General features: G+C 70.5%; 28 protein-coding genes and 2 pseudogenes. 21 read left to right on the top strand and 9 right to left on the bottom strand.

Going from position 1 to position 25,503, the window contains the following annotated elements; translation table 11 throughout:
• Positions 1-5: 5 nt before the first annotated feature.
• The 6 genes and pseudogenes from AC1D29_RS06880 to AC1D29_RS06855 all read left to right on the top strand — a co-directional run.
• A pseudogene (locus tag AC1D29_RS06880) lies at positions 6-545 on the top strand (FAD-dependent oxidoreductase); the annotation flags it as partial.
• A 312-nt stretch (positions 546-857) separates the two neighbouring features.
• Positions 858-1,253, top strand: coding sequence for a dihydroneopterin aldolase (locus AC1D29_RS06875; protein WP_477896193.1), 396 nt, complete (start codon positions 858-860; stop codon positions 1,251-1,253).
• Positions 1,254-1,375: 122 nt separating this feature from the next.
• Positions 1,376-2,251, top strand: a pseudogene (gene ttcA / locus AC1D29_RS06870) (tRNA 2-thiocytidine(32) synthetase TtcA); the annotation flags it as partial.
• A gap of 60 nt (positions 2,252-2,311) precedes the next feature.
• Entirely contained in the window at positions 2,312-2,935 is a 624-nt protein-coding gene (locus AC1D29_RS06865) for a DUF4136 domain-containing protein (protein ID WP_477895512.1), read from the top strand.
• A gap of 76 nt (positions 2,936-3,011) precedes the next feature.
• Positions 3,012-4,391, top strand: coding sequence for a bifunctional UDP-N-acetylglucosamine diphosphorylase/glucosamine-1-phosphate N-acetyltransferase GlmU (gene glmU / locus AC1D29_RS06860; RefSeq protein ID WP_477895510.1), 1,380 nt, complete (start codon positions 3,012-3,014; stop codon positions 4,389-4,391).
• Positions 4,392-4,509: 118 nt separating this feature from the next.
• Positions 4,510-4,929, top strand: a complete 420-nt coding sequence (locus AC1D29_RS06855) for a hypothetical protein (protein ID WP_477895508.1) — start codon at positions 4,510-4,512, stop codon at positions 4,927-4,929.
• Between the two features lie 66 nt (positions 4,930-4,995).
• Here AC1D29_RS06855 and AC1D29_RS06850 read toward each other — a convergent pair whose 3' ends face one another.
• Both AC1D29_RS06850 and AC1D29_RS06845 read right to left on the bottom strand, forming a co-directional pair.
• Positions 4,996-6,036 carry a BON domain-containing protein gene (locus tag AC1D29_RS06850; RefSeq protein WP_477895506.1) on the bottom strand — a complete coding sequence of 347 codons (1,041 nt, stop codon included), beginning with the start codon at positions 6,034-6,036 and terminating at the stop codon, positions 4,996-4,998.
• 145 nt (positions 6,037-6,181) lie between these two features.
• Entirely contained in the window at positions 6,182-7,027 is an 846-nt protein-coding gene (locus AC1D29_RS06845) for a phytanoyl-CoA dioxygenase family protein (RefSeq protein ID WP_477895504.1), read from the bottom strand.
• 87 nt (positions 7,028-7,114) lie between these two features.
• On the opposite strand from AC1D29_RS06845, the gene AC1D29_RS06840 reads away from it, so the two are divergent.
• Positions 7,115-7,645 (top strand): SRPBCC family protein, encoded by a 531-nt coding sequence (locus tag AC1D29_RS06840; protein WP_477895502.1) that lies wholly within the window; start codon positions 7,115-7,117, stop codon positions 7,643-7,645.
• A gap of 142 nt (positions 7,646-7,787) precedes the next feature.
• Positions 7,788-8,396, top strand: a complete 609-nt coding sequence (locus AC1D29_RS06835) for a hypothetical protein (RefSeq protein ID WP_477895500.1) — start codon at positions 7,788-7,790, stop codon at positions 8,394-8,396.
• On the opposite strand, the gene AC1D29_RS06830 is transcribed toward AC1D29_RS06835, so the two are convergent.
• Entirely contained in the window at positions 8,393-9,094 is a 702-nt protein-coding gene (locus AC1D29_RS06830) for a hypothetical protein (protein WP_477895498.1), read from the bottom strand. The two genes, AC1D29_RS06835 and AC1D29_RS06830, sit on opposite strands and share 4 nt — an antisense overlap.
• Before the next feature lie 208 nt (positions 9,095-9,302).
• Here AC1D29_RS06830 and AC1D29_RS06825 point away from each other — a divergent pair, with 208 nt between their 5' ends.
• The 5 genes from AC1D29_RS06825 (at position 9,303) to AC1D29_RS06805 (ending at position 12,221) form a co-directional block, all read left to right on the top strand.
• Positions 9,303-9,818 carry a hypothetical protein gene (locus AC1D29_RS06825; RefSeq protein WP_477895496.1) on the top strand — a complete coding sequence of 172 codons (516 nt, stop codon included), beginning with the start codon at positions 9,303-9,305 and terminating at the stop codon, positions 9,816-9,818.
• Positions 9,815-10,501 carry a DUF4386 domain-containing protein gene (locus AC1D29_RS06820; protein ID WP_477895494.1) on the top strand — a complete coding sequence of 229 codons (687 nt, stop codon included), beginning with the start codon at positions 9,815-9,817 and terminating at the stop codon, positions 10,499-10,501. Before AC1D29_RS06825 ends, AC1D29_RS06820 begins: the two co-directional genes overlap by 4 nt.
• A gap of 29 nt (positions 10,502-10,530) precedes the next feature.
• Positions 10,531-11,235, top strand: a complete 705-nt coding sequence (gene pyrF / locus AC1D29_RS06815) for an orotidine-5'-phosphate decarboxylase (protein WP_477895492.1) — start codon at positions 10,531-10,533, stop codon at positions 11,233-11,235.
• A 69-nt stretch (positions 11,236-11,304) separates the two neighbouring features.
• Positions 11,305-11,775: a group II truncated hemoglobin gene (locus AC1D29_RS06810; protein ID WP_477895490.1), complete on the top strand. Its 471-nt coding sequence runs from the start codon at positions 11,305-11,307 to the stop codon at positions 11,773-11,775.
• Between the two features lie 59 nt (positions 11,776-11,834).
• On the top strand, positions 11,835-12,221 hold the full coding sequence (locus AC1D29_RS06805) for a VOC family protein (protein WP_477895488.1): 387 nt from the start codon (positions 11,835-11,837) through the stop codon (positions 12,219-12,221).
• A gap of 15 nt (positions 12,222-12,236) precedes the next feature.
• Here the strand turns inward: AC1D29_RS06805 and AC1D29_RS06800 are convergent, their stop codons facing one another.
• Together AC1D29_RS06800 and AC1D29_RS06795 are read right to left on the bottom strand one after the other, a co-directional pair.
• Positions 12,237-14,492, bottom strand: a complete 2,256-nt coding sequence (locus tag AC1D29_RS06800) for a penicillin-binding protein 1A (protein ID WP_477895486.1) — start codon at positions 14,490-14,492, stop codon at positions 12,237-12,239.
• A gap of 9 nt (positions 14,493-14,501) precedes the next feature.
• On the bottom strand, positions 14,502-14,963 hold the full coding sequence (locus AC1D29_RS06795) for a tetratricopeptide repeat protein (RefSeq protein WP_477895484.1): 462 nt from the start codon (positions 14,961-14,963) through the stop codon (positions 14,502-14,504).
• A gap of 208 nt (positions 14,964-15,171) precedes the next feature.
• Between AC1D29_RS06795 and AC1D29_RS06790 the strand changes: the two genes are divergently transcribed.
• Genes AC1D29_RS06790 through AC1D29_RS06775 form a run of 4 tightly spaced genes read left to right on the top strand, consistent with a single transcriptional unit; the run spans position 15,172 to position 18,393 of the window.
• Positions 15,172-15,540: a hypothetical protein gene (locus tag AC1D29_RS06790; protein WP_477895482.1), complete on the top strand. Its 369-nt coding sequence runs from the start codon at positions 15,172-15,174 to the stop codon at positions 15,538-15,540.
• Between the two features lie 14 nt (positions 15,541-15,554).
• A complete protein-coding gene (locus AC1D29_RS06785) occupies positions 15,555-16,643 on the top strand; it encodes a sensor histidine kinase (protein ID WP_477895480.1) in 1,089 nt (362 codons plus the stop codon).
• The gene (locus AC1D29_RS06780; RefSeq protein WP_477895478.1) at positions 16,640-17,662 is read left to right on the top strand and encodes a LytS family sensor histidine kinase; all 1,023 of its coding nucleotides are present in this window, start codon (positions 16,640-16,642) and stop codon (positions 17,660-17,662) included. The genes AC1D29_RS06785 and AC1D29_RS06780 overlap by 4 nt, the downstream gene beginning before the upstream one ends.
• On the top strand, positions 17,659-18,393 hold the full coding sequence (locus AC1D29_RS06775) for a LytR/AlgR family response regulator transcription factor (protein WP_477895476.1): 735 nt from the start codon (positions 17,659-17,661) through the stop codon (positions 18,391-18,393). Before AC1D29_RS06780 ends, AC1D29_RS06775 begins: the two co-directional genes overlap by 4 nt.
• Here AC1D29_RS06775 and AC1D29_RS06770 read toward each other — a convergent pair.
• Positions 18,380-19,219: an amidohydrolase family protein gene (locus AC1D29_RS06770; protein ID WP_477895474.1), complete on the bottom strand. Its 840-nt coding sequence runs from the start codon at positions 19,217-19,219 to the stop codon at positions 18,380-18,382. The two genes, AC1D29_RS06775 and AC1D29_RS06770, sit on opposite strands and share 14 nt — an antisense overlap.
• Positions 19,219-20,064: a transposase gene (locus tag AC1D29_RS06765; protein WP_477895472.1), complete on the bottom strand. Its 846-nt coding sequence runs from the start codon at positions 20,062-20,064 to the stop codon at positions 19,219-19,221. The genes AC1D29_RS06770 and AC1D29_RS06765 overlap by 1 nt, the downstream gene beginning before the upstream one ends.
• Before the next feature lie 44 nt (positions 20,065-20,108).
• Between AC1D29_RS06765 and AC1D29_RS06760 the strand changes: the two genes are divergently transcribed.
• Genes AC1D29_RS06760 through AC1D29_RS06750 form a run of 3 tightly spaced genes read left to right on the top strand, consistent with a single transcriptional unit; the run spans position 20,109 to position 21,354 of the window.
• Entirely contained in the window at positions 20,109-20,348 is a 240-nt protein-coding gene (locus tag AC1D29_RS06760; protein ID WP_477895470.1) for a hypothetical protein, read from the top strand.
• Positions 20,349-20,373: 25 nt separating this feature from the next.
• Positions 20,374-20,985, top strand: coding sequence for a UPF0149 family protein (locus tag AC1D29_RS06755; RefSeq protein WP_477895468.1), 612 nt, complete (start codon positions 20,374-20,376; stop codon positions 20,983-20,985).
• A gap of 51 nt (positions 20,986-21,036) precedes the next feature.
• Entirely contained in the window at positions 21,037-21,354 is a 318-nt protein-coding gene (locus AC1D29_RS06750) for a hypothetical protein (protein ID WP_477895466.1), read from the top strand.
• Positions 21,355-21,360: 6 nt separating this feature from the next.
• On the opposite strand, the gene AC1D29_RS06745 is transcribed toward AC1D29_RS06750, so the two are convergent.
• Positions 21,361-23,142: an ABCB family ABC transporter ATP-binding protein/permease gene (locus AC1D29_RS06745; RefSeq protein WP_477895464.1), complete on the bottom strand. Its 1,782-nt coding sequence runs from the start codon at positions 23,140-23,142 to the stop codon at positions 21,361-21,363.
• An 83-nt stretch (positions 23,143-23,225) separates the two neighbouring features.
• Between AC1D29_RS06745 and AC1D29_RS06740 the strand changes: the two genes are divergently transcribed.
• Positions 23,226-23,630 carry an acyl-CoA thioesterase gene (locus AC1D29_RS06740; protein ID WP_477896191.1) on the top strand — a complete coding sequence of 135 codons (405 nt, stop codon included), beginning with the start codon at positions 23,226-23,228 and terminating at the stop codon, positions 23,628-23,630.
• Between the two features lie 39 nt (positions 23,631-23,669).
• Here AC1D29_RS06740 and AC1D29_RS06735 read toward each other — a convergent pair whose 3' ends face one another.
• A complete protein-coding gene (locus tag AC1D29_RS06735; RefSeq protein ID WP_477895462.1) occupies positions 23,670-25,502 on the bottom strand; it encodes a rhamnogalacturonan lyase B N-terminal domain-containing protein in 1,833 nt (610 codons plus the stop codon).
• Between the last annotated feature and the right edge of the window lies 1 nt (position 25,503).

Here is a 25,503-nt window from a genome sequence, read left to right as displayed (position 1 = left end):
CGTCCATGTCCAGCCCCACCTCCATCGACGCAGCCATCCTCGGCGGCGGCCCCGCCGGCTGCAGCGCGGCGTCCTGGCTCGGTCAGCTGGGGCTGACGACGCTGCTGGTCGAACGCGAGCCCCGGCTGTGCGCCGCACTGGCGGCGCTGGATTTCACGCAGGACTGGGTGCTGGGCGAGCCCGCCACGCGGCTGGCTGACCTGGCAGAGCACTACGCCGCGCAGGCGCGCGCCACGCCGGGCCTCGCGCTGCGGCTGGGCGCCCAGCTGGAGTCCGCGCGCCATTCGCCCGAAGGCTGGACGCTGCAACTCGCCGGCGGTGAGCGCGTGCAGGCCCGCGCGCTGCTGGTCGCAACGGGGTTGCGCCTGCTGCGCCCGTCGCGCTATTTCGCATCGCCCCACCCGCGCGTGCTGGACGCCGCCACGCTGACCGCCCGGCGCGCCACGCTGGCGCCGGGCCGCGTGCTGCTGCTGGGTGCCGGCGACAACGCGGCCGAGAACGCCCTCTTCCTGGCCGAGCGCGGCTTTGCCGTGACCGTCTGGGCCCGCGGCGGCTGGCGCGCCCAGACCCACCTGGCCGAACGCGCCGAAAGGCACCCGCGCATCCAGCTGCGCCTGTCCACGCCGCTGCCCGACGCGCTGCTGCCCGACGCCGACGGCGTGACGGTCGGCACCGAGCGCTTCGACCATGTCGCCGCCCTGCTGGGCTTCGAGCCCGAGCCTTCCGCCTTTGCTTTGCTGGACGCGCACGCCCGCCAGCACGCCTTCGTCGCCGGTGACGCCAGCGGCCGCTGGCACCCCTGCGTGCAGACGGCCCTGGCCGACGGCGTGCAGGCTGCCAAGCAGATCGAGCAGGCGCTGCGCCCACAGGCCGCCGCCGCGCCGCAGCGCTACAACAACCGACAGGTCATCCACCTGCAAGGCCTGCGCTTTCGCGCCAACCTGGGCGTGCTCGACTTCGAGCGCACCGGGCCGCAGCCCATCCAGGTCGACGCCGAGGTCAACCTCGGCGCGCTGCCGGTGGTGGCACGCGACGCCGACATCGGCCACGTGCTGGACTACCGCCGCGTGCGCACGGCCATCATCGACGAATGCACCGCCGAGCACACCGACCTCGTCGAGGCCCTGCTCGGCAAGCTCTGCAACCGCCTGATGGGCCTGCCCGGCGTCGTCGGCGTGCGCCTGAAGCTGACCAAGCTCGAAATCTTTCCCGACTGCGAAGTCGCAATCAGCACAGAGTTAGGTGCATGGTGAACACAATGTCTGAACTCATACCCCCACGCTCGCATGGCGAGCTGCCCCCCGAGGGGGCTGTCAGCGGTTCCGGGCGGCCGAGCACCGCTGACGTCCTCGATTTCGCTGACCAAGCCGCCGCCGACAAGAAGGCCGCGCACGAAATCAACAAGCTGTCCAAGCGCCTGCATCGGCAGGTCGGCCAGGCCATCACCGACTTCAACATGATCGAAGACGGCGACAAGGTCATGGTCTGCCTGTCCGGCGGCAAGGACAGCTACGCGATGCTGGACATCCTGCTCAACCTGCAGGTGCGCGCGCCGATCAAGTTCAGCCTCGTCGCTGTCAACCTCGACCAGAAGCAGCCCGGGTTCCCCGAGGACGTGCTGCCCAACTACCTGCGCTCGCGCGGCGTGGACTTCCACATCGAGAACCAGGACACCTACTCCATCGTCAAGCGCCTCATCCCCGAGGGCAAGACCACCTGCAGCCTGTGCTCGCGCCTGCGCCGCGGCATCCTGTACCGCGTGGCGGGCGACCTGGGCGCCACCAAGATCGCGCTGGGCCACCACCGCGACGACATGGTCACGACGCTGTTCCTGAACATGTTCTTCGGCAGCCGCCTGAAGGGCATGCCGGCCAAGCTGGTCAGCGACGACGGCAAGAACGTCGTCATCCGCCCGCTGGCGTACGTGAAGGAGCCCGACCTGGTGCGCTGGGCCGAGCACCGCGAGTTCCCCATCATTCCGTGCAACCTGTGCGGCAGCCAGGAGAACCTGCAGCGCGTGCAGGTCAAGGCCATGATCAACGAGTGGGAGAAGCGCTACCCGGGCCGCATCGACAACATCTTCACGGCCATGGGCAACATCGTGCCCTCGCACATGATGGACAAGAAGCTGTTCCCGTTCGAGACCATGCGCGCCACCGGCCAGGCCGAGCCCGACGGCGACATCGCGTTCGACGACGACGAGAGCTGCGCGACACCTGCGCCGGCGGCAATCATCACGCTGCAACGCTGATTTACACAGGGGCAATCTAAGCGGGTCAGAATCCCTCCATCGCCACGATGGAGGTGCACGATGAACCGCCGCCTGATCCTCTCCGCCCTTGCAGCCGCCTCTGTCGCCGCCCTCGCCGGCTGCAGCGGCCCCTACACCGTCTCCGCTGACGTTTCCAGTTATGGCGTCTGGCCTGCCGGCCGCAAGCCCGGCACCTACGCCTTCGACCGCCTGCCCTCGCAGCAGCACAACGAGGAGGCCACCAAGCGCGAGACCGCGCTCGAGGAAGCCGCCCGGGGCGCGCTGGAGAAGGCCGGCTTCAAGCCGGCCGCCGACGCCAAGACCGCCGACGTCCTCGTGACGCTGGGCGCGCGCGTCACCGCCTACGACCCCGTGCCCTGGGACGACCCGCTGTGGTGGCGCTGGCGCGGTCGCCTGATCTCGCCGCGCTACGGCTATGCGCCCGGCTGGGGTGGCTGGGGCTGGCGCCACGACCCCTTCTTCGACCGCCGCTACGACCGCGCCGTGGCCCTGCTGGTGCGCGACCGCGCCAGCGGCGAAGCGCTGTTCGAGACGCATGCCAGCAACGAGGGCATGACCATGGGCAGCGAAGCCCTGCTGGCGCCGCTGTTCGACGCCGCGCTGGCCGAGTTCCCGAACGTCAACCCGAAATCGCACCGCGTCAGCGTGCAGGCCGTCCGCTGACGGCGGCGTCAGGCCGGCCGCGCCAGCCGGCCTGACCATAATCGCGACTTCGTTAAAACGCAGTCGCAAGGCAGGCATGGCGCTCAACATCGTGATCATGGCGGCGGGCAAGGGCACCCGCATGAAGTCCGCAACGCCCAAGGTGTTGCACAAGCTCGCGGGCCGCTCGCTGCTGGCCCATGTGCTGAAGAGCGGCGAGCCGCTGGCGGCCGATGCCCGCATCGTCATCACCGGCCATGGCGCCGACCAGGTCGAGGCGGCGGTGGCGGCCGACGGCATCTCCTTCGTGCGTCAGATGCCCCAGCTCGGCACCGGCCACGCCATCCAGCAGGTCGTGCCCGCCCTGGTCGGCGAAGGCACGACGCTGATCCTGAACGGCGATGTGCCGCTGATCGAGACGGCCACGGCCAAGGCACTCATCGACACCTGTGCCGGCCATGCGCTGGTGCTGCTGACGGTCGACCTCTTCGACCCGACCGGCTACGGCCGCATCATCCGCAACCAGGACGACGGCGGCGTGCTGGCCATCGTCGAGCACAAGGACGCCACGCCCGAGCAGCGCCTCATCCACGAGGGCTACAGCGGCATGATGGCCGCGCCGACCGGCGCGCTGAAGCGCTGGGTCGGCCAGCTGAGCAACAACAATGCCCAGGGCGAGTACTACCTGACCGACATCGTCGCGATGGCCGTGGCCGAGGGCCTGCCGGTGCTAGGCATCAAGGCCTCCAGCGAGACCGAGGTGCTGGGCGTCAACGACCCCGTGCAGCTGGCCCAGCTGGAGCGCGCCTTCCAGGCCCAGCAGGCCGAAGCGCTGATGCGCGCCGGCGTGCGCCTGGCCGACCCGGCCCGCTTCGACCTGCGTGGCACGCTGACGCACGGCCAGGACGTCGACATCGACGTGAACTGCGTCTTCGAAGGCACCGTGACGCTGGGCGACAACGTGCGCATCGGCGCCAACTGCGTGATCCGCAACGCCAGCATCGCTGCCGGCGCACGCATCCACGAATTCACTCACATCGATGGCGAGAAACAGGGCGCCAGCGTCGGCGCGGGCTCACTGATCGGCCCGTTCGCGCGCCTGCGCCCCGGCGCGCAGCTGGGCGCCGAGGTGCACATCGGCAACTTCGTCGAGGTCAAGAACTCGACGCTGGCCGACGGCGCCAAGGCCAACCACCTGGCCTACCTGGGCGACGCGACGGTGGGCGCGCGCGTCAACTTCGGCGCCGGCTCCATCACGGCCAACTACGACGGCGCCAACAAGCACCGCACGACCATCGGCGACGACGTGCACGTGGGCTCCAATTGCGTGCTGGTCGCCCCGGTCACGCTGGGCAATGGCGCGACCATCGGCGGCGGTTCGACCATCACCAAGGATGTCAACGCCGGCGACCTCGCCGTGGCGCGCGGGAAACAAGTTGCATTGACTGGCTGGACCCGCCCGACCAAGAAGCGTTGAATAGAGCGGCTGACGTGACATTGTTCCGACGATTGCGTCACGCCGCCCGGGTTGAGGGGGCAGCCGCCGACCCGGGTCGCCATTAGGATGACTCTGCCTCACAAACACCGCAGTACGCATGGCCCACGAACTCGACTTTGCCGCGCTCTCGCTTGACGACGCCATCCCGGCCGACCTGGGTGCATACGAGCTCGTCCAGGCCCGCGACGAGGCCGATGCACGCCATCGCGCGCTGGAGCTGAAGGCCCAGGCCTGCGACAACGCCGCCGACGCCTGCTGGTACCTGGCCCGCAGCCTCGGCGCCGCACGCGATTTGCCGCAAGGCGGCGAAGCCAGCCTGGAGCTGCTGTTCCAGCTGATCGGCGCGCTGGCCGACCTGCCCACCGAGATCGCCAACGCACCGCTGCCCGAAGTGGCCGGCGGCCGCGACGACGGCATCACGGAACTCTGCCTGCAACTGGAAGCCGCCCGCGAAGTGACCGAAGAGGCGCTGATCGACGCGGAACTCGCACCGGCCCGCACCCAGCTCTGCCACTGAGCCGACCACCCCACAAAACAAAAGGCGCCCGAGGGCGCCTTTTGCGTTTCTGGCTGCGGGCTAGCTTCAGCCGCCGCTGTTCGCCTTGTCCAGCGACGCGACCGGCGGCAGCGTCAGCCGGTTGTCGACCGCCTTCACGCCATTCGTGGCCGCGGCGACGACGGTGGCGCGCTCACGGGCCTGGGCGTCGGGCGCCTGGCCTTCGAGCTTGACGACGCCATGGTCGGTGCTGACGGCGATGGGCACGGCGGCCAGCGTCGCGTCGGCGGACAGCGCCATGCGGACCTTGACGGTGATGCCGCTGTCCTCGGGGTCGGCAACCGGCGGCGGGGTCTGCTGCGCCAGCGGCGGCACGACCGGCGTGGCCGTCTCGGGCGGCGGCACGACGGCGGGGGCCGGCGTCACGGTCGGAGCGACCGGTGCCAGCGGCGTCAGTGCAGGTTCACGCAAGGCCACCGGCGGCGGCGAGGCCTGGGCCAAGACCTCGGGCCTGGGGCTCAGCGTCTTGGGTGCCGGCAGCGCGCCAGGCGCGGCGCGCACGACGTCGGGTGCCGGCGCCATCGGCGTGGCCTTGGGTGCCTGGGCGACACGCGGCTCGGCCGAGGGCGGCGGTGCCGTCACGGCAGGTGCGGGTTCAGGCGTGGGTTCAGGTGCCGCGACGACCGGGCCGGCGGCCGAGGGCTCGGACTTCAGTTGCGCGTCCTCAGGCGACGCAGGCGCGGTGTTGGCCTGGCCCACCACCGTGGGCGGCAGCGACGGCTCGCTGGGCGACATGGTGCGCGACATCGTCACGGCCAGGCCGATCAGCGCAGCACCCACGCCTGCCCCGATCAACCAGGGATTCACGCCCGAGCGCACCGGCGCGGCGGTGGTGCTGGTACGCGCTGCCTTGGCGGTCGGCGCCGCAAAGCCCGTGGGCGCGATCGGCGGCGTGCTGTCACCCAGCACGCTTTCGCGCAACAGGGGCCGTGTGGAGGCGCCCAGCTTGACGCCCGGCTTCGGGGTGGTCTTCAGCCCGGGCTTGAGGGCGTCCGGCAGATGCTCGGGCGCCGTCGTGTCGATGTGGTCGGCCCAGCCCTCAGCATGTACTGATTTTGGAAATTTCATCACAGCCTCCTGTCGTCGAAATCGACGGTTGCGGTGAAGTCATTGTTGGGACTGCGCGGCCTCGGGCCTGCCGGCCTAGGCTGCCTATCCCTGTAGGACAAAGGGCCGGGAACGTGTGCGCCTGTGAGGCGTGTGACCAAGCGGCTTAAAAACCGCCCACCGGCAACGTCTGCTCACGCTGCAGCCAGTTGCGCGGCGAGTAGCGACTGGCCGCGTCCGTCACGTGCAGCGTGTAGGCGTGGCGTGACTTGTCGGAGCGGTTCGCCGCCGAGTAGTGCGGCAGCAGGCCATGGAAGATCACCAGCGAGCCGGCCTCGACCTCCAGCGGAATGGCTTCGGCCGAGTCCGCCGCGGGCCAGGGCGTGGCGTCGATCTGCTCCATCCAGGCCCGGCGGCCGTCGCGCACGAAGCGCTCGCGCAGCACGCCGCGACGGCCCTGGTGGCCGCCGGGCTCGGTCCACAGGCAGCCGTTCTGCAGCGTTGCGTCCTCCAGCGCAAACCAGAAGGTCGTCACCGTGATGGGGTCGCTCTCGAAGAAGCTCGCGTCCTGGTGCCAGCGCACCTCGCCGCCGATGCCGGGCTGCTTGAAGATGAACATGGACTGCCAGACCTGCGGCTTGGCGAGGCCCAGGCCGGCGGCCACGCCGCGCAGCGCCTCGCCCTTGGAGAAGGCGCTGAAGACCGGGTCCAGGTCGTGCATCGCATGGCCGATCTTGTTGATCGCGAGCGCCTTGTCGACCCGCAGCCGGCCCTCAGCGTCGAAGGCCTCTTCCTCGAAGAAGCAGCGCACCTGGTCGCCGCTGTCGAGGAAGTAGTCATCGACATGGCGCTGCTGCTCCTCGGTCGTGAAGACCGGGCGCTGCTCGCCCGGGTCGAAGGCGTCGACGATCTGCAGCGCGCGCTGGCGCAGCGCGGCGATGTCGGCGGCGGACTTGAAGCCGGGAATGACGAGGAAGCCTTGTTCGGCGTAGCGGGAAGCGTCGATGGTCATGGCAACGGGCAGCAGGGAGTTGTGCGGATTGTGTGGCCCGCGCGGCACGCCGACAGTGCGGCCACGCCAATCCCAGGGAGAGCCCCCATGAAAGTGCTGAAGACCCTGCTGATCGCCCTCGCCGCGCTGCTGGCCGTGCTCATCGTGGGCGGGCTGCTGCTGTCGCCCAAGTACACGCTGTCGCGCACGACGACGATCAACGCGGCGCCGGACAAGATCTACGCCCTCATCGCCGACCCGCGCGGCTGGAAAGCCTGGAGCGCCTGGAACCAGCGCGATCCGGCCATGGCCATCGAGTACAGCGGCCCGGCCTCCGGCGCGGGCGCCGTCTGGGCCTGGAAGAGCAAGAGCCAGGGCGACGGCCGCATGACCTTCACGACCGCCGAGCCGCCCAAGCGCCTGGGCTATGAACTCTTCTTCCCCGACTTCGGCACCACGTCGACCGGCGACTTCCGCCTTGAGACCAACGGCGGCGCCACCCAGGTCACGTGGACCATGAACGGCGACATGGGCAAGAACCCGATCTATCGCTGGATGGGCTTGTTCATGGACAAGATGGTGGGCCCGGACTTCGACGCCGGCCTGGCCAACCTGAAGGCGCTGGCCGAGAAGCCCTGATCCTCAAAACGCCGGCCCGCGCCCCTCGAGATGGGTGGTCGCGGCGCAGGCACGGATTGACCCGGGATCGTCGCCGGCGCAACGTGGCCTTCCCCACCACGATGCACGTCTCGTGACGTGCCCTGATGCAAAGGAAGCGCTCATGACGTCCCTCCTCCACCGCGCACGGATCTGGCTCGCTGCGCTGCTGTTCACGCCGTCGCTGCTGCTGGCCGCACCCTACGAGGTCATCGGCGGTATCAGCTCGAACCAGACCGGCGGCCCCTTCCTCACCGACCTGGGCAATGGCACGACGCGCTGGGTCACGCCGCTGGACTGGACCAACACCAACGCCTTCACGACCGGCACGCTGTTCTTCGTCGTGACGCGGCAATGGGCCGGCGGCTCGGCGGCCGCCAACGCCATGCAGTGGGACGACGCGGCCGGCGTGTTCCGCCAAGGCAACCTCGTGGGAGAAGCCGACAACGAGGACCGCTTCATCAAGCTGACTGACACCGACTTCAATGTCGCCTCGCTGAACCCGATCTTCGGCGTCGACGGCGATGACAGCCTCGCCGCCTTCCGCATCGGCCCGCTGAATCCTGGTCAGACCGTCGGCACCGAGATGAACTTCCTGATGAGCTCGTCGATCAACACGATGTTCTTCAACGGCTTCCTCGTCGAACAGAAACTGCCCTTGCCCGGCAGCCTGCCCCTGGTGCTGGCCGGCTTCCTGGCCTGGTCGGCCACCTCGGTGCGCCGGCGCGGCTAGCTGCCCGGCTCCCACACCAGCGCCAGCGCCAGCGCCGCCTCGGTGACGGCGCGGCCCAGCGGCGTGGCCGGGTCGGGGCGGCGCAGGCGCGGCACGGTGCCGCTCAGGTCCAGGCTGCCGACCACCGTGCCCTGGTGAAGCATCTCGTAGCCCACCGCGGCGGACTGCGGCTGGGCGTTGCCCTCCAGCAGGTGGACCGAGCGCAGGCCCAGCGTCAGCTCGCCGCGGCGGTAGGCGCCTTCGCGGCTGAGCTTGCCGCGGCGCATCTGGCCCTCGCCGACCTGCAGCATCGCCGCCGGCGCGCTGCCCCAGCGGCAGCTCAGCACCCAGGGCTTGGCGTTGGCCAGGCGGCCATTGGCGCTGACCTCGGGCGTCCAGCCCTCGCAGGCCGTCGCGCTGTCGCCGGCCGGTCCGACCCAGCTGAAGCGCAACGGCGCGCGCACGTTGGCGGCCAGCGGCTCGAACAGCGACAGCTTGTCCACGCCGCGCTCGTAGCGCACGCGCTGGCCGCTGAGCGCGAACTCGCCCTGCCGGCCCCAGCCGGGCTTGCCAAAACTTTCCTCCGCGACACCAGCCACCGACGGCGGCTGGGCCATGCGCAAGTCGCGTCCGTCCCGACCCGGGTGACCCTCGCGGAGCGAGGCACACCCGGCCAGCAAGGCGACGAGGGTGGCGGGGATCAGGAGGCGATGGCGCATGGGCAGTGTCTTGTTGGCAGGCAGGCACACACTCTAGGGCCGACACTGCCGGAAAGCTGTTACCCAGCGTTGCTGACGGCAAGGCCGGGCACCATTCGTCACCCGCCGATGCGTTTGATCGCCCTGGCCGCACGGCCGGTCGCAACCGCGTCGTCGCCCGGCACGCGTGCCGGCAAGCTGCGCGGCTTCCCGGTCACACTCGCGCCCCATGCCGCCCACCACGACACGCCGCCTGCAACTCGCCGCCCTGGCCCTGCTGGCCGAGGCCTTGCACCTCGGCTGGGAGGCGCTTCATGGCGGCATCGCCAGCCACCATCTGCTGCAAAGCGCCGACATGCCTGCCCTGTCCAACGCCTGGGGCCTGCTCATCCTGCCGGCACTGGCCGCCTGGGCCGCTGGTCGGCTCCCGCCGGCACCGCCCGCCGCGCGCGACTGGCTGCCCGTGGCCGCCGGCTTCGCCATGCCGCTGCTGCTGGGTGCAGCACTGTCGCTGGCCTTCGCGCTGAAGTTGCAGGCGCTGACCGAGGCCATCTTCTTCGGCCTGCTGCTGCTCGCGCTGCTGCTGCCGGCGCACCGGCCCGAGCAGTTGCTCGGCTTCGTGCTGGGCATGAGCTGGACCTTCGGCGCCGTGTTGCCGACGCTGGTGGGCGGCGTCATTGCCGGCCTGTCCTGGGCCATGCGCCATCTGGTGCGCCGGGCCTGGCGCGCGGCGAGGCCGGCATGAGCGCGGTCAGCACGCGCGAGCTGCGCCTCGCCGGCCTGTGCTACCTGGCCATCATTGCGCTGGGCCTGTGGACCGAGGCCTTCGTGCGCGGCAGCCTCGTCGTGCCCGGCGACGCCGCCGCGACGGCACAGCGCATCGCGGCCAACCCGCAGCTGTGGCGCCTGGGCCTGGGCGCCGACCTGCTGATGCAGGTGCTGGACCTGCCCGTCATCGTCGTGCTGTGGCGGCTGCTGCGGCCCGTCAACGAGACGCTGGCGCTGACGGCCACCGGCCTCAACCTCGTGCAGACGGCCGTGCTCGTCGCCAACCGCGTGCAGCTGCTCGCCGCGCTGGACCTGCTGACCGGCACGGCCATGGGCGCGGCCTTCCTGCCGGGCCAGCGCGAGGCGCTGGCGATGCTGGCCGTGCAGCTGCACAGCCAGGGTTTCGGCATCGGCCTCATCTTCTTCGGCTTCGCCTGCGTCATCCGCGGCGCACTGATCGCGAAGAGCGGCGTGGTGCCACGCGCGCTCGGCTGGCTGCTGGTCATCGCAGGCCTGGCCTATCTCGTCAACAGCTTCGCGCTGCTGCTGGTGCCGGACTTCGCCAGGCTGCTCTTTCCCGCCGTGATGCTGCCGGTCTTCGTCGGTGAGCTGGCGTTCGCGCTGTGGCTGACGCTGAGCGGCCGCGCACGTTTGGCATAGTGGCCGGCATCGCCGGACCCGCCGCTGCCATGCCCTCAGCCGTCATCGTCGCCCTCGACTTCGAATCCGCCGCCCAGGCGCGCGCGCTGGTGGCGCGGCTGGGGCCCGAGGCCGACCACTTCAAGCTGGGCCTGCAGTTGCTCACCGAAGCCGGCCCGGCGCTGGCCCATGAGCTGGTCGGCGCGGGCAAGCAGGTCTTCCTCGACCTCAAGCTGCACGAGATCCCCAACTCCGTGGCCGGGGCCGTGAAGGCCGCGGGCCGGATGGGCGCCGCGATGGTCACGGTCCATGCATCGGCCGGATCGGCGGTGCTGCGCGCCGCGGTGGCCGCGGCCGAGCCGTATCCGCAGCTGCGCGTGCTGGCGCTGACCGTCATCACCAGCCTGGCGGATGCCGACCTGCCCGAGATCGGCCTGGCACCATCGGTGCGCACCCAGGTGCTGCGCCTGGCCGGTCTTGCCTCAGAGGCCGGCTGCCACGGCGTGGTCGCTTCCGCGCAGGAGGCCGGCTATCTGCGCGGCTCGCTGCCCGACGGCATGCTCATCGTCTGCCCCGGCATACAACTGCCCGCGTCCGGCGCCAACGACCAGGTGCGCACCGCGACACCGGCCATCGCCGCGCAGGCTGGCGCCACCCATGTCGTCATCGGCCGAGGCATCACGGCGGCACCGGACCCGGCGATCGCCTTTCGCATGGCCATTGCGGCCTTTCGCGCCGAACCAGCTGCCGCCTAGGCGCTGCGCGCCCTTGCCCTGCCTCACACCGTCCCCATCTCGGCTTCGCCATCACCCCGCACCATCACCATGAGCGACACCCCAGTCCCCACCCTCTACGAATGGCTGGGCGGCATTGCCGCGCTGCAGCGCCTGACCGAGCGCTTCTACGTGCGTGTGAAGGACGACGCGCTGCTGGGCCCCGTGTTCGCGCACATGAGTGGCGAGCACCCGGCGCACGTGGCCGCCTTCCTGGCCGAGGTGCTGGGCGGGCCGACGGCCTACTCCGAACAGCACGGCGGCCACCCGCACATGATCCGCCAGCACCTGAACCGTCACCTGGACCAGGCGCAGCGCCGCCAATGGGTGGCGCTGCTGCTGAGCACCGCCGACGAACTGGGCATGCCCGACGACCCGGAGTTCCGCTCCGCATTGGTGGGCTACCTGGAATGGGGCTCGCGGCTGGCCGTCATCAACTCGCAGCCCGGCGCCGTCGTGGACGCCGATGCGCCCATGCCCAAGTGGGGCTGGGGCGAGGTCAAGGGGCCTTACACGGGCTGAGCGCGCCGCGCCAAGGCGCGATGGGCATGCTGAAATCGCCGCTCGATTGGAGGCTTCCCATGAAACGTGTGACCGGTATCGGCGGCATCTTCTTCAAATCCCCCGACCCCAAGGCGCTGTCCGAGTGGTACCGGGTGCACCTCGGTCTCGAGGTCGAGGCCTGGGGCGGCGTCGCGTTCAGCTGGGCCACGCCGGACAACCCTGGCGGCACGGGCTCGACGAACTGGAGCCCGTTCAAGGCCGACACGACCTATTTCGCGCCCAGCGAGGCCAGCTTCATGGTCAATTTCCGCGTCGCCGACCTGCCGGCGCTGCTGCAGGCGCTGCGCGCCGAGGGCTGCAACGTGCTGGGCGGGCCGGACGAGTCGGAGTACGGCAAGTTCGGTTGGGTGCTGGACCCGGACGGCAACAAGGTCGAGCTCTGGGAGCCGCCCGCGGGGCAATAGCCGCGGCCGCGCGCCTCACTGGTTGATGGGCGGGCGCGGCGGCGGTTCCGACTCCGGCTCCGAGGCGGCCTCTTCGGGCGCTCTGACGCCGATGCGCGCGATGGCCATGTCGCCGGCGAACTCCGTGTAGAACCAGTCGCCGCCCTGCTGCACCAGGCCCTCGCTGGGCGGCGCCATCTGCGTGTTGGGCTGGCCCTTCAGCGCGACGGCCATCGTCGCCGCCCAGACCGGCAAGGCCAAGCCGCCGCCGGTCTCGCGTTCGCCCAGCGAGCGCGGCTGCGGATAGCCTATCCACACCGTGCCGACGCGCGAGGCCTGGAAGCCGCAGAACCAGGCGTCGACGGCATCGTTGGTCGTGCCCGTCTTGCCGTACAAGTCCCAGCGGCCGAGCAGGCTGCTGGCGCGCGCCGCCGTGCCCTCGCGCGCCACGGCGGCCAGCAGCTGCGACGTCATGAAGGCATTGCGCGGGCTGATGGCCCTGCGCAGGGGCGGCGGCTCGGCTTTGAAGAGCGTCTCGCCCTGCGCGTCCTGCACGCGCTGGATCAGCCAGCCGGTGGGCAGCTGGCCCTCGTTGGCAAAGGCGGCATAGGCCTGGGCCATCTGCAGCGGCGTGACGGCGCCGGTGCCCAGGGCGAGCGTGAGGTTCAGCGGCTGCCTGTCCTCGTCGATGCCAAAGCGCGCGGCCCAGGCGCGGGCGCGCTGCGGGCCCAGCGCCTGCGTGACGCGGATGGTCACCATGTTCTTGGACCGGGCCAGGCCCTGGCGCAGCGTCAGCGCCTCCTCGTACTGGCCGTCGTAGTTGCGCGGCGACCAGTCGCCCTGCTGGAAGGGCTCGTCGCTGACCAGCGTGCCCGCCCAGGCGCCCTGCTCGATCAGCGCCGAGTAGATGAAGGGCTTGAACGCCGAGCCCGGCTGGCGAAAGGCCTGCGTCGCGGAGTTGAACTGGTTGCGCGTGAAGTCGAAGCCACCCACCAGCGACCGGATGGCGCCGGTGGTCGGGTCCAGCGTGACGACGGCGCCCTCGGCCTGCGGCGTCTGGCTGAGCTGCCACTGCCCGCCCTTGGCCTCCAGCACGCGCAGCACGGCGCCGGGCTTCAAGCCTTGCAACGTGCGCAGCGCGGTGCCCTTCAGCGTGATGCGCTCACCATCGCCCAGCACCAGCTTGGCGGCGCTCTTGTCCAGGTCCAGCAGCACCGCGGTGCGCAGCTCGCCCAGGTCGGGATGGGCGTCGAAGGCCGCGTCAAGCACCTCGTCCAGGCTGTCGTCGCTGGGCAGGTCCACCGTCGCCTCGGGCCCGCGGAAGGGCTGGCGGCGCTCCAGCTCGAACAGCGCATGGCGCAGCGCCTCCTGCGCGGCGCTCTGCTCTGCATACAGCAGCGTCGTCGTCACGGTCAGGCCGCGCGTATAGGCGGCCTCGCCGAAGCGGGTCAGCATCTCCTGGCGCACCTGCTCGGCGGCGTGGTCGGCGATGCCGGCCATGCGCTTGGGGCGGTGGATGTCCAGCGGCTGCTCGCGCGCGGCCTTGGCCTGCTCGGCCGTGATCTGCCCCACGGCCGCCAGGCGGTCCAGCACGACGGCCTGGCGGCGCTTGGCGCGGCCCAGGTTCTGCACCGGGTTGAAGCCCATCGGGTTCTTGGGCAGGCCGACCAGCAGCGCCATCTCGCCGGTGCTGAGCTGGTCCAGCGTCTTGCCGTAGTAGCGCTCGGCCGCCGCCGCGAAGCCATAGGCGCGGTTGCCGAGAAAGATCTGGTTCATGTAGATCTCGAGGATCTGTTCCTTGTTCAGCGTGCGCTCGATCTTGATCGCCAGCAGCGCCTCGACGGCCTTGCGCGACCAGCGCTGCTCCTTGGACAGGAAGGTGTCGCGGGCCAGCTGCTGCGTGATGGTGGAGGCGCCGTGCAGCGGGCCGCTGTGCGTCAGGTTGCGCCACATCGCGCGCACGATGCCGCCGAAGTCCAGGCCCGAATGCGTCCAGAAATCGCTGTCCTCCACCGCCAGCAGCGCGTCCTGCATGGGCTTGGGAATGTCCTTCAGCGGCACGAAGCGGCGGCGCTCGGCGCCGAACTCGCCCAGCAGCTGGCCGTCGGCGCTCATCACGCGCAGCGGCTGATGGGGCTGGTAGTCGGTCAGCACGTCCAGCGCCGGTAGCTGCTGCCACAGGAAGATCGCGACGATGGCGCCAATGAGGACGAGAACGAGGGGCAGGCCCAGCAGGGCCAGCAGCAGCGGACGGTCCAGCAGAGCCTGGACCAGAGCGGAACGGCGCAGCACGTCGGGGGCTTACTTCTTGACCGGGTGGGCGCTGATGGCGCGGGCGAGGTCCTCGCGCTCCTCGCAGCCGGCCGGGCACAGCTGGGCCAGCACAGCCAGGCGCTTCTCGGCGCTGGCGACGTCGCCCTTCATCAGGTACAGCTCGCCGAGGTATTCGTTGGCGCCGCGGTGGCCGGGGTCCAGGCGCAGCGCTTCCAGGTAATGGGATTCGGCCGCCGCCAGGTCGGGCCGGGCCTGCTTGCGCAGGCTGTAGCCCATCAGGTTGTGCCAGTCGGCGCTGCCGGCCTGCGGCTGGGCGCGCAGCGCGCCGAGGGCGCCGGCCCAGTCCTTGGCCGCGATGAGGCGGCGCGGCGCAGCCAGCGCATCGGCCGTGGCGGACTGGCCCAGCGCCGGCGGCGGGCTCATGTCGGCGGCCCAGGCAGGGCTGGCCAGCAGCAGCGTGCTCAGGGTGGTCAGGGCAGTCAGGCGCATGTTGTCTCCTCGGTCGGATGGGGCAGCAGCTTAGCGCCCCGCGCCTGCAGCGCCGGGGGGCTGTCGTAAGTCATGGCGCCGCGCCGCCGTCGGCCACGGCCTCGGTTTCGTCGGCCGATGCACGGGCTTCGTCCGGCAACAGCTGACCGGCAACGCGGCGATCTTTAACTTTGCGCCATCGACCCACCCCCGCCCTCAAGGAGCCCCCATGAAAGCCTTCCTGCCCCTGCTGCTGCTCGCCGCCGCCCTCCCCACCTTCGCCGCACCCGCGGGCTGCCCGCAGGCGGGCGAGCAGCTGAGCGAATACCTGGCCAGCGCCAAGCAGCGCGTCGGCTCCGACGGCGAAGTGCGCGTCGAGTTCGAGGTCGGCGCCGACGGCCGCCTGCGCATCGTCGAGCTGGACGGTGCGCGCCGCTACCGCAGCTCCGTGCGCATCGCAATGCAGACGCTGGATTGCGAGGCCGGCACGCCGCAGCGCTACGTCCTTAACATCCGCTTCGCCGACCCCGCGCCGCGGGCCGTCGCGGCGGCCGCGTCCGCCACCGTCGCCCAGGCGACCCCACCCACGCCGCGCTGAACCCTCTGCACCCGATGCCGCCCGCAACGCCCGCCGACCGAGCCACCCTGCTGCGCTGGCGCGCGCTGCTGGCGGCCGCGGCCTTGAGCGCGGCGCTGGCGCTGGCGCTGCTGCTGCCGGGGCTGGTGCGCTGCGCGCTGTGGCCGGCGCAGGAGGGTGACGAGAGCTGCCACGCCAAGGTGGGGCTCAGCGGTGGCCTGGGCCTGGCCGTGATGCTGTGGGGGCTGTGGCTGGGCGCGGCGCTGACGCAGCGCTGGCTGCCGCGCGCCGGCAACGCGCGGCGCTGGGGCCTGGCGGCGCAGATCGGCGGGCTGACGCTGGTGTTCGCGCTGCTGAACCGGGTCGTCCACACCGTGGGCGGGCCCGACGGCCAGCTCAGCCCCTACACGCTGCAGGTGCTGGTGACCTTTGCCGCCTGCGTCTGCCTGGGGCTGGAATACCGCCAGCGCGGCCACAGCGGCCAAGTGGATGCCGACGACCTGCAGCGCAACGCGCACGACCAGATCTGCCGCGTCGATGCGGCGCGCGCGGCGCTGCTGCAGGCGCAGGTCGAGCCGCATTTCCTGTTCAACACGCTGGCCCACCTGCGCCGCCTGGCCCGCACCGACGCCAGCGCCGCGCACCTGATGCTGGGCGACCTGCGCCGCTACCTGGCCGCCGCGCTGCCCGAGCTGCGCCAGGCCGAAACGCCGCTGGCGCGCGAGCTGGAGCTGGTGCGCGCTTTCCTGGCCTTGCACCAGCGCCGCATCGGGCCGGAGCGCCTGACGCTGCGTTTCGACGTCGCGCCCGGGCTGGACGACGTCATCGTGCCGTCCACCTGCCTGCTGACGCTGGCCGAGAACGCGATCAAGCACGGCATCGGCCCGCGGGTGGACGGTGGCGAGATCTGCGTGCGCGCCGGGCCCGACCCCGACGAGCCCAGGCTGCTTCGCCTGGAGGTGGCCGACACCGGCGCCGGCATGGGCAGCGGCAGCGGCAGCGGCACGGGCCTGGCCACGCTGCGCGCACGGCTGGCAGCGGCCCACGGCGCCGCAGCCAAGCTCAGCCTGCACCTCAACCAGCCGCGCGGCCTGATCGCCCGCGTCCAGGTGCCGTGGCCTTGACGGAGTTGCGCCTGCAGGCCGGCGATCCGGGCTGGATGCTGCTCGTCGGCGCCGCCACGCTGGTGGCCAACGGCACGCCGCTGGGCAACGCGATGTCGGCCGGCGAGACCTTGAATGCGCTGGCCTACAACGTCATCCAGTTCGGCATCCCCGCGGTGCTGCTGCTGCGCCTGGCCGACGCCCTCGTCGACGCCGGCCGGCTGCCGGCCTGGCCGGCCTATGTCGGCGTCGTCGCGCTGACCGTCGTTGGCGGCATCTGGGTCATCGCGCCGCGCCTGTACCCGTGGCTGGGCAAGGCCGACTGGTGGACCTGGGAGAACGACTTCGCGCTGGCCAGCACGACGCTGATCTGGCATGGGCTGGGCGTGGCCGTCTATGTGCAGCTGCGCTTCTCGCAACGCGCCCAGGCGCGGCTGGTCACGCTGCAGCACGCCGCCGAGCGGCGCGAGCGCCAGCTGGCCGCGACGCAGCTCCTGGCGCTGCAGGCGCGCGTGGACCCGGCGCTGCTGTCCGAGCGCCTGGCCGCCATCGACGCCGAGCTGCTGAGCCAGCCGCTGCGCGCGCAGGCGCGGCTGGCGGCGCTGATCGAGCTGCTGCGCGCGCTGCAGCCGCACGTGGAGGCCGAGGTGTCGACGCTGGCGCGCGAGATCACGGCGCTGCACGCCTACGCCCGGCTCGTCAGCGCCGACGCCCAGCACACCGAGCGCCTGCACTTCGCGGCGCTGGCCGACCCGCCCGACTGGCCGCTGGCGCCCATGGTGCTGCTGCCACTGGTGCGCCCGCTGCTGGATGACGGCACGACGCTGTGGAGCCTGTCGTTGCACAGCGGTGCCGGCTCGGCCGAGCTGCGCCTGCAAGCCCTGGGGCCCGACGCCGAACGCACGCGGCGCGCGGCCGGGCGCGTGCCGCTGGCCGAGCTGGCCCAGCGCCTGCGCGCCGTGCACGGCCGCGAGGCGTCGCTGGCGCTGGTTGTTGAAGAATTGCCGCTGTTCCGATTGACCTGGCCCCTACCGACATGACCCGCATCCTGATCGCCGAAGACGAGGCCTTGCTGGCCGCCGAGATCCGCGAGGAGCTGCTGCGCCAGTGGCCCGAGGCGCAGGTCATCGCGATGGCGCGCGACGGCCATGAGGCGCTGCGGCTGGTCGAGCAGTTCTCGCCCGAGGTCTGCTTCCTGGATGTGCAGATGCCGGGGCTGTCGGGCCTGCAGGTGGCGCAGCTGACCGGCCGCCGCGCCCACATCGTCTTCATCACGGCCCATGAGCGCTACGCGGTGCAGGCCTTCGACGAGGGCGCGGTGGGCTATCTGCTGAAACCCCTGGACCCGGTGCGCATGGCCAAGACGCTGCTGCGGCTGAAGGAGCGCCTGACGCAGCCGCCGGCCGACCTCGGCGGGCTGGGCGCGCGCACGGCGGCGGCCAGCGAGCCGCTGCGCTGGATCACCGTGCAGCGTGGCAAGGAGCTGCAGCTGATCACCGTCGAGGACGTGGCCTATTTCCGTGCCGACCACAAATACGTCGCCGTCGTCACGGCCGACACCGAGGCGTTGATCTCGCTGCCGCTGAAGGAGCTGGTGCAGCGGCTGGACGGTGAGCACTTCTGGCAGGTTCACCGCTCCACCATCGTCAACGCGCACGCCATCAAGTCGGTCAGCCGCTCACTGAGCGGCAAGCTCAGCATCGCGCTGAAGACGCGGCCGGAGACCTTGGAGGTCAGCCCGGCCTACGCGCACCGGTTCAAGCAGCTGTGAGGCCGAACAGCTCGGCGGCATTGCCCCAGGCGATGCGCTGTGCGACCTCCGCCGGCAGCTGGCCCAGCCAGGCGCGGTAGTCCGCGAACAAGCCCTCGTAGTGCTGCCAGCGCTGCGTGACCCAGGTGTCGGAGCCGATCAGGAAACGGCCCGCCTGACGGGTCAGCAGCGCGCGCCAGTCGTCGCTGAGCTTGTCATCGAAGGTCAGCCCGGGACGGTAGGACAGCTCGCCGCGCAGGCCCGGGTGTTTGGCCAGCAGCTCGCGCACGCGCGGTACCGGCTCGCCGGAAATGCCCGTGTGCGCCCAGATCAGCGACGCCCCCGGCGCATGGCCCAGCAGCTTGTCCACCGCCACGTCGTCCACATGTGCCAGCACCGTCAGGCCGCGCTCGCGGGCCAGCTTCATCAGCGCGATGGCCGTCGGGCCGTCCGCGTTGGCGCTGTCGTAGAGGTGGAACTCGCCCAGGCCGCGGAACGGCCCGGCCGGGCTGCCGCGCGCAAGCAGCTCCAGCACCATGCGGCGGATGCTGTCGTCGGCGAACCAGCCGCTGTAGTCGGCGCGGTTGCGGTACAGGCGGATGAAGGGCACCCACTGCGGCCCGGCCTCGGCAACCAGACGCAGCGTGCCGTCGTTGGGCCGGCTGTTGACCAGCGCACCGCGCACGCCCGCGCGGGCCATGCGCGCCAGCACGTCTGCCGGCGGGTGGGGCGCTTGCGCGTCGTCGTTGTAGTGCAGGTGGGCGTCGAACAACGGGCCGCGGTAGCCGCCATCGGCGCCGGCACCCAGCGGCAGGCCGGCCAGCAGCAGCGCGCGACGCCTCAACATCAGACCGCGCGCTCTGCGGCGGCAATGAGGCGGCTGATGCGCGACACCGACAGGCCCAGCTGGGCGGCCAGGTCGGTCATCGCGATGCCGCCTTCGGCGTGGGCCAGCCACAGCGCCTGCTCGCGGATGCCACCGGCGCGCTTGAGCCACTCCGCCCAGCTGATGCGCGCGACGCGCTTGGGCGCGATGGCGGCGGCCCGCATGCGCTGGGCGAACTCGGCGTCGCCCAGGAAGATCTGCTCGCGCAGCCGGCCCGGCCACAGCTGCAGGCCCGGCTCCGACGCGACCAGGCGCGCATAGCGGTCGCCCGCCAGGCGGTGCTGGGCGGGTGTCACCGCCGGGCGGCCCAGCAAATGGGTGTGCAGGCCATCGACGTCCAGCCAGTCGGGCGCAGCGTCCAGGCCGGCCAGCGCCCGGAAGCTGGAGCCGCGCCAGTCCGCCGCGCCGCGCGCCAGGCCCAGGCGCACCGGGTTCAGGTCGACCCAGCGGCAGGCGTCCAGCAGGTGGCGCTCGCGGTCGACCAGCACGGCATGGAAACGGCCGCGAAACAGCGGCCCGCTGAAGCGGTGGCGGCGCTGGTGGTGCTGGGTGTAGACGCCGTTCACATGCCGCATCAGCTGCGACAGGTTGGCGCGGCGCGTGAACAGCAGCAGGTCGTAATGCTCCGGCATCAGCGCATAGGCCAGCGCCTGGGCATCGAAGCGGTGCAACGCCTGGGCCAGCAGAGCGCGCATCTCGGCGCGGTCGGTTTCATCGGCGAAAGCGGGCCGGCCGCTCTCGAACGGGCAATGGGCGCCGATCAGATAGACCGCGCCGGCAATCTCGAGTCGAGCGGGCCGCGCCATGCAGTGACCTTAAGGCGCAGCGCGAGGAATGGCAAGATAGCCCAATGAAGACGCATCAAATCGAAATCCAGAAGTTCAAGGCCGCGTCCGCCAACCAGCACGGCCAGCTCATGTTCAAGGTCGACGCGCTGGTCTCCGGCAAGACGCCGGTCGAGGGCATCGAGCCCAGCAGCGTCATCCTGATGACGGAGCAGAACGCCCGCGTGCTGATGGCCTTGCTGAAGGCGCAGCTGGTCGAGCTGGACAGCAAGAAACCCAAGAGCCGCCACGGCCGCCACGGCTGAAATCGCGAGCCAAAACACCACACCCATGAACTACCCCCACTACAACCCGGCCTCCGACAACCGCCCGCTCTCCGACGAGGAGGTCAACGACGTCGACGAACTGCTCGCGGCCCTGCCCACCGACGCGGCGATGAATGTCGAGGCGCTGGACGGTTACCTCGCCGGCCTGCTGCTGACGCCCGGCCGCCAATTGGCCGACCTGCCCGGCGAGGCCTGGCTGCCGCCCATCTGGGGCGGTGACGGCGAGCCGGATCCCGCCCCCTTTGCCAGTGGCAAGCAGCGCAAGAAGGTCACGCTGCTGGTGCTGCGGCACCTGCACTCCATCGCGATGGCCTGGACCCACCAGCCGCAGGCTTGGGAGCCCATCTTCAGCTTTGCCGAGGGTGACGACGAGGACACCGAGTACGCCGACGCGGAAGACTGGGCGGCTGGCTTCCTGCTGGCGGTGGACCTGGCGCCGGACGCCTGGGAACCGCTGTTCGACGGTGACGCGACGGCCCCGCTGCTGGCGCCCATCGCCGCCCTGGGTGGCGAGGACGGCGCGCTGGCCGAGGGCTCGGCCGCCGAGCGAGACGCGGCCAGCCGGACGATTCCTGACGCCATGCTGGCGTTGTGGGCGTTACGGCAGCAGGCCTGATCCCCCCAACGTAGGTGGCGCGCAGGCGCTGGTTTAGGTCACACTCGGCCCATGTTCCACACGCTGCTTGCCGCCACCGGCCTCGCCGTCTGCATCGCGCTGGCGCTGCACATGGCCTTGCCCTACCGCGCGCGGGCCCGGGTGGACGCCGGCGTGGCACGCCTGGGCAGCTGGGTGCAGGCGCAGATTGACCGCGCCACCGGCTGGCGCCGCCGCCAGCGCCAGACGCGCGCCGCGGCGCTGGAGGCCGAGCGCGTCATCCGCCGTGCCCGCGAGTCATCGCAGCACGGGGACGGCCGCCTGGACGGCGAATGGGACGGCAACGTCTACCGCCCGAAGAGCTTCGAGAAGCCCAAGAAGCCCCACTGAAGCCGCTCAGTCGCCGGACTGCTGCAGCTTCCACATCTCCGCATAGCGCCCACCCCGGGCCAGCAGCGCGTCGTGGCGGCCGCGTTCGATGATGCGGCCCTGTTCCAGCACCAGGATCTCGTGCGCGTCCACCACCGTCGACAACCGGTGGGCGATGACCAGCACGGTCTTGTTCTGCCCGACCGACTCCAGTTCGGCCTGGATGGCGCGCTCGTTGGTGGAGTCCAGCGCCGACGTGGCTTCATCAAAAATGAGGATGGGCGGGTTCTTCAGCAGCGTGCGGGCGATGGCCACGCGCTGCTTCTCGCCGCCTGACAGCTTCAGGCCGCGCTCGCCGACCATGGTGTCGTAGCCCAGCGGCGTGGCGCTGATGAAGCCATGGATGTACGCGGCACGCGCCGCCCCCTCCACCTCCTCCTGGCTGGCGCCGGGCCGGCCGTAGGCGATGTTGTAGGCCACCGTGTCGTTGAACAGCACGGTGTCCTGCGGCACGATGCCGATGGACTTGCGCAGGCTGGACTGCGTCACCGCGCGGATGTCCTGGCCGTCGATGCGGATCTGGCCGCCGTCGATGTCGTAGAAGCGGTACAGCAGCCGCGCCAGCGTGCTCTTGCCCGAGCCGCTGGGGCCCACGACCGCGACCTTCTTGCCGGCCGGGATCTCGAAGCTGACGCCGTGCAGGATGGGCCGCACCGGGTCGTAGGCGAACTGCACGTTGTCGAACACGACGCCGCCGCCGGCCACCGCCAGCTCGACCGCGCCGGGCGCATCGGCCACCTCGCGGTCGCGGTCCAGCAGCAGGAACAGCTTCTCGATGTCGGTCAGCGCCTGCTTGATCTCGCGGTAGATGACGCCCAGGAAGTTCAGCGGGATGTAGAGCTGGATCATGAAAGCGTTGACCATGACCAGGTCGCCCAGGCTCATGTGCCCCTGCACCACGCCTTGCGTGGCGCGCCACAGCATCAGCACCAGCGCCGTGGCGATGATGAGCTGCTGGCCGGTGTTGAGCAGCGACAGCGTCGTCTGTGACTTGAGCTGGGCGCGGCGCAGCTTCTCCAAGCTCTCGTCGTAGCGCGTGGTCTCGAAGCCTTCGTTGTTGAAGTACTTGACGGTCTCGTAGTTCAGCAGCGAGTCGATGGCCCTGCTGTGCGCGACCGAGTCCAGTTCGTTGAGCGTCTTGCGGAACTTGGTGCGCCACTCGGTGACGACGACCGTGAAGCCGATGTAGACCACCAGCGCGGCGATGGTGATGCCGGCGAACCAGACATCGAACTTGACGGCCAGCAGCGTCAGCACCAGCACCACCTCGATCAGCGTCGGCACGATGCTGTACAGCGAGTAGCTGATCAGCGAATGCACCGCCCGCGTGCCGCGCTCGATGTCGCGCGTCATGCCGCCGGTCTGGCGCTCCAGGTGGAAGCGCAGCGACAGCTCGTGCAGGTGCCGGAACACCTGCAGCGAGATGCTGCGCGCCGTGCCCTCGGTGGCCTTGGCGAAGATCAGCTCACGCAGCTCGGTGAACAGCGACGTCGACAGCCGCAGCGCGCCATAGGCCAGCAGCAGGCCCAGCGGCACGACCAGCAAGGCCTGCGGCTGGCCGGGCTTGATGTCGAGCGTGTCGATGAGGTTTTTCAGCAGCAGCGGCACGCCGACATTGCTGACCTTGGCGCCGATCATGAAGGACAGCGCCAGCGCCACGCGCCAGCGGTAGCGCCACAGATAGGGCACGAGGCGGCCGACGGTGCCCCAGTCGCCACGCGGTGCTGGAGCGGTGCCAGCGGGTGGCACGGATGATGCTGAAGTGAGGGATCGCAAGCGCAGGACCGAGAATGAAAGACGAAATCAAGGACGAATTGTCCCAAGTGAATGCCATGACGCAGGATTCAAGCTCTGTTCAACCCTATGCCGGCCAACGTGAACTGGTGCTGCGCGTGATGCCCATGCCTGCCGATTCGAACGCCAACGGCGACATCTTCGGCGGCTGGATCATGGCCCAGGTGGACATCGCCGGCTCCATCATGCCGGCGCGCATCTCGCGCGGCCGCGTCGCGACCGTGGCGGTCAACGAGTTCGTCTTCAAGCAGCCGGTCTCCATCGGCGACCTGCTGAGCTTCTACGCCACCGTCACGCGCGTGGGCCGCACGTCCATCACCGTGCACGTGGAGGTGATGGCCGAGCGCGACCCGGAGAACCTGCACGTGGTCAAGGTGACCGAGGCCAACCTGACCTACGTCGCCATCGACCGCGAGGGCAAGCCCCGGCTCGTCTCGGCCTGAGCGCCCCGCGCCCAAGCCAGGGGGGCCTTCGCCCAGCCCTCAGGGCGTCACGACCAGGTCGACCGCGTCGTAGGACAGGCCCGGGCTCAGGTAGCTGCTGCCCGAGGTGCCGCTGACGACGTTGATCGTCAACGTGTTGGTGCCCGCAACCAGCGCGGTCGACGGGATGTCGAAGCGGTAGAGCCGGTTGACGCCGCGGTAGGTGCCCACGGTCAGGTTGCGCGAGCCCTTGGGCGGCGCCGTTGGAATGGCCGACGTCCAGCCGTTGACGGTGATCTGCGGGCGGGCGCCATTGAAGTCGGCCGTCGTGCCGATGCGCAGCGTCAGGTTCTGCACCTGGGCGCTGGTCAGCGTGAACTGGATGACGCGCGCGTTGTTGACGTCCTTCCATTGATAGGCCGGGAAGCCGCTCGCCGCGCTGGACGAGCCCACGACGAATGTGGCTGGCAGCCAGCTGCTCATGCGCACGTCAGTCGGGTGCATGGTTGTCAGCTTGCCGCCGTTCAGGAACTCGGCCGGCAAGCCGTCCCAGCCGCCGATGCGCCACAGCGCGGCGGTGCTGGCCGGGTCGGCATTGATCACCAGTGTGTTCAACGTGGTGGTGCCACCCGCCGTCACCGTCACGCTGCCGCTGTAGACGGCCAACTCGTTCTTGTAGACGGTGAGCGTGTAGGTGCCGGGCCGCATGCCCGTGCTCTTGAAGAAGCCGTTGTTGGCCAGGTTCGCGGAAGCCCAGTACTGGGCCTGGCTGTTCGCAAAACCCACCGTGTAGCCGTAGGCCGGGTCCGTGCCGGACAGCCCCACGCCGGCCACGGCGCCGCGGCCGGCAGGCGCCACGTAGCCGTTCAGCCCCATCACGGCGAACCAGCTGGTGTCGGGCGCCGATGGCGCGCCGCCGGCCGTGAACATCAGCGTGTAGCTGTTGAGCACGCCCATGCGGAAGGCCTCGGTCTGGCCTTCGCCGTAGTTGACGATGTAGGTCAGCTCGTTGTTGGTGGACGTGATCTGGTTGAGCAGGCTGCGATAGAACGGCCCGCCGGAGTTGCCTTCGTTGCCGTCGCGGTAGAACCACAGCCCCACCGTGCCGGCGCTGTTCAGGCCGCCGAAGTACTGCCAGTCCTTGAGCCGCATGTTCGAGTAGTGCTTGGAGCGCGTCTGCCCGGCATTGGCGCTCGCGCTGGAGAAACCGAACACGTCGCTCGCTTCGACCGTCGTGTCGGTGCCGCGCAGGTCCTGTGGCCAGCTGCCGTTGCTGGCGAGGCCCCCGGGCACGCCCGCCGCCGGCCCCTTGGCCAGCGCCGCGATGGGCACGCGCACGATGAAGCGCACCAGGTTCAGCGTGTCGGGCTCCTCGGTGAAATAGGTGCCGATGTAGACGCGCGGCTCGCCGCTCTTGGCCATGTAGTAGTGCTTGAGCACGCCACCGTTGGCGCTGAAGACGGTGACCGTGATCTTCACGTAGGCGCCGCCGCTGACCACGCCACCATCGGCCGTGGAGGCCGACGTCGCCACGCCGGTGCTGCTGATCATCTGGGCCTGCACGTCCACGGCCGAGACGTTGCTGTAGAGGTAGTCGAAGCCGGAGTTCAGCTGCGAGCCCCGGCTCGCGTCGGCGTATTGCACGCCGTTGTAGAGGATGCTGGACAGGTCACCCTTGGACTGGGTGCTGACGCCGTTGTCATAGGCCATGACCTTGAACACCAACCCGCCCCCCGTGTCCACCTGGTATTGCACCTTGGCCGAGCTGCCGCCGTCATACAGCGTGGTCAGGTTGAAAGCGGCCATGGCGGGCACGGCCACGGTCATCAGGCCACCCGCGAGCGCGAGTGCGCCCAGCCGACGAAGCTGCCGGCAGAGTCTGTCGATCCACATG

The organism is Roseateles sp. P1_C6 (assembly GCF_056406315.1).
This window is presented reverse-complemented; position numbering and strand designations above follow the sequence as displayed.

Coding starts and splice junctions, on each gene's coding strand:
- AC1D29_RS06765 (WP_477895472.1), bottom strand. CDS start 20,064: ATGGCGCGGCCCGCTCGACTCGAGATTGCCGGCGCGGTCTATCTGATC.
- AC1D29_RS06835 (WP_477895500.1), top strand. CDS start 7,788: ATGACGTCCCTCCTCCACCGCGCACGGATCTGGCTCGCTGCGCTGCTG.
- AC1D29_RS06740 (WP_477896191.1), top strand. CDS start 23,226: ATGACGCAGGATTCAAGCTCTGTTCAACCCTATGCCGGCCAACGTGAA.
- AC1D29_RS06825 (WP_477895496.1), top strand. CDS start 9,303: ATGCCGCCCACCACGACACGCCGCCTGCAACTCGCCGCCCTGGCCCTG.
- AC1D29_RS06820 (WP_477895494.1), top strand. CDS start 9,815: ATGAGCGCGGTCAGCACGCGCGAGCTGCGCCTCGCCGGCCTGTGCTAC.
- AC1D29_RS06805 (WP_477895488.1), top strand. CDS start 11,835: ATGAAACGTGTGACCGGTATCGGCGGCATCTTCTTCAAATCCCCCGAC.
- AC1D29_RS06865 (WP_477895512.1), top strand. CDS start 2,312: ATGAACCGCCGCCTGATCCTCTCCGCCCTTGCAGCCGCCTCTGTCGCC.
- glmU (WP_477895510.1), top strand. CDS start 3,012: ATGGCGCTCAACATCGTGATCATGGCGGCGGGCAAGGGCACCCGCATG.
- AC1D29_RS06830 (WP_477895498.1), bottom strand. CDS start 9,094: ATGCGCCATCGCCTCCTGATCCCCGCCACCCTCGTCGCCTTGCTGGCC.
- pyrF (WP_477895492.1), top strand. CDS start 10,531: ATGCCCTCAGCCGTCATCGTCGCCCTCGACTTCGAATCCGCCGCCCAG.
- AC1D29_RS06790 (WP_477895482.1), top strand. CDS start 15,172: ATGAAAGCCTTCCTGCCCCTGCTGCTGCTCGCCGCCGCCCTCCCCACC.
- AC1D29_RS06845 (WP_477895504.1), bottom strand. CDS start 7,027: ATGACCATCGACGCTTCCCGCTACGCCGAACAAGGCTTCCTCGTCATT.
- AC1D29_RS06795 (WP_477895484.1), bottom strand. CDS start 14,963: ATGCGCCTGACTGCCCTGACCACCCTGAGCACGCTGCTGCTGGCCAGC.
- AC1D29_RS06785 (WP_477895480.1), top strand. CDS start 15,555: ATGCCGCCCGCAACGCCCGCCGACCGAGCCACCCTGCTGCGCTGGCGC.
- AC1D29_RS06850 (WP_477895506.1), bottom strand. CDS start 6,036: ATGAAATTTCCAAAATCAGTACATGCTGAGGGCTGGGCCGACCACATC.
- AC1D29_RS06775 (WP_477895476.1), top strand. CDS start 17,659: ATGACCCGCATCCTGATCGCCGAAGACGAGGCCTTGCTGGCCGCCGAG.
- AC1D29_RS06750 (WP_477895466.1), top strand. CDS start 21,037: ATGTTCCACACGCTGCTTGCCGCCACCGGCCTCGCCGTCTGCATCGCG.
- AC1D29_RS06755 (WP_477895468.1), top strand. CDS start 20,374: ATGAACTACCCCCACTACAACCCGGCCTCCGACAACCGCCCGCTCTCC.
- AC1D29_RS06770 (WP_477895474.1), bottom strand. CDS start 19,219: ATGTTGAGGCGTCGCGCGCTGCTGCTGGCCGGCCTGCCGCTGGGTGCC.
- AC1D29_RS06840 (WP_477895502.1), top strand. CDS start 7,115: ATGAAAGTGCTGAAGACCCTGCTGATCGCCCTCGCCGCGCTGCTGGCC.
- AC1D29_RS06855 (WP_477895508.1), top strand. CDS start 4,510: ATGGCCCACGAACTCGACTTTGCCGCGCTCTCGCTTGACGACGCCATC.
- AC1D29_RS06760 (WP_477895470.1), top strand. CDS start 20,109: ATGAAGACGCATCAAATCGAAATCCAGAAGTTCAAGGCCGCGTCCGCC.
- AC1D29_RS06810 (WP_477895490.1), top strand. CDS start 11,305: ATGAGCGACACCCCAGTCCCCACCCTCTACGAATGGCTGGGCGGCATT.
- AC1D29_RS06735 (WP_477895462.1), bottom strand. CDS start 25,502: ATGTGGATCGACAGACTCTGCCGGCAGCTTCGTCGGCTGGGCGCACTC.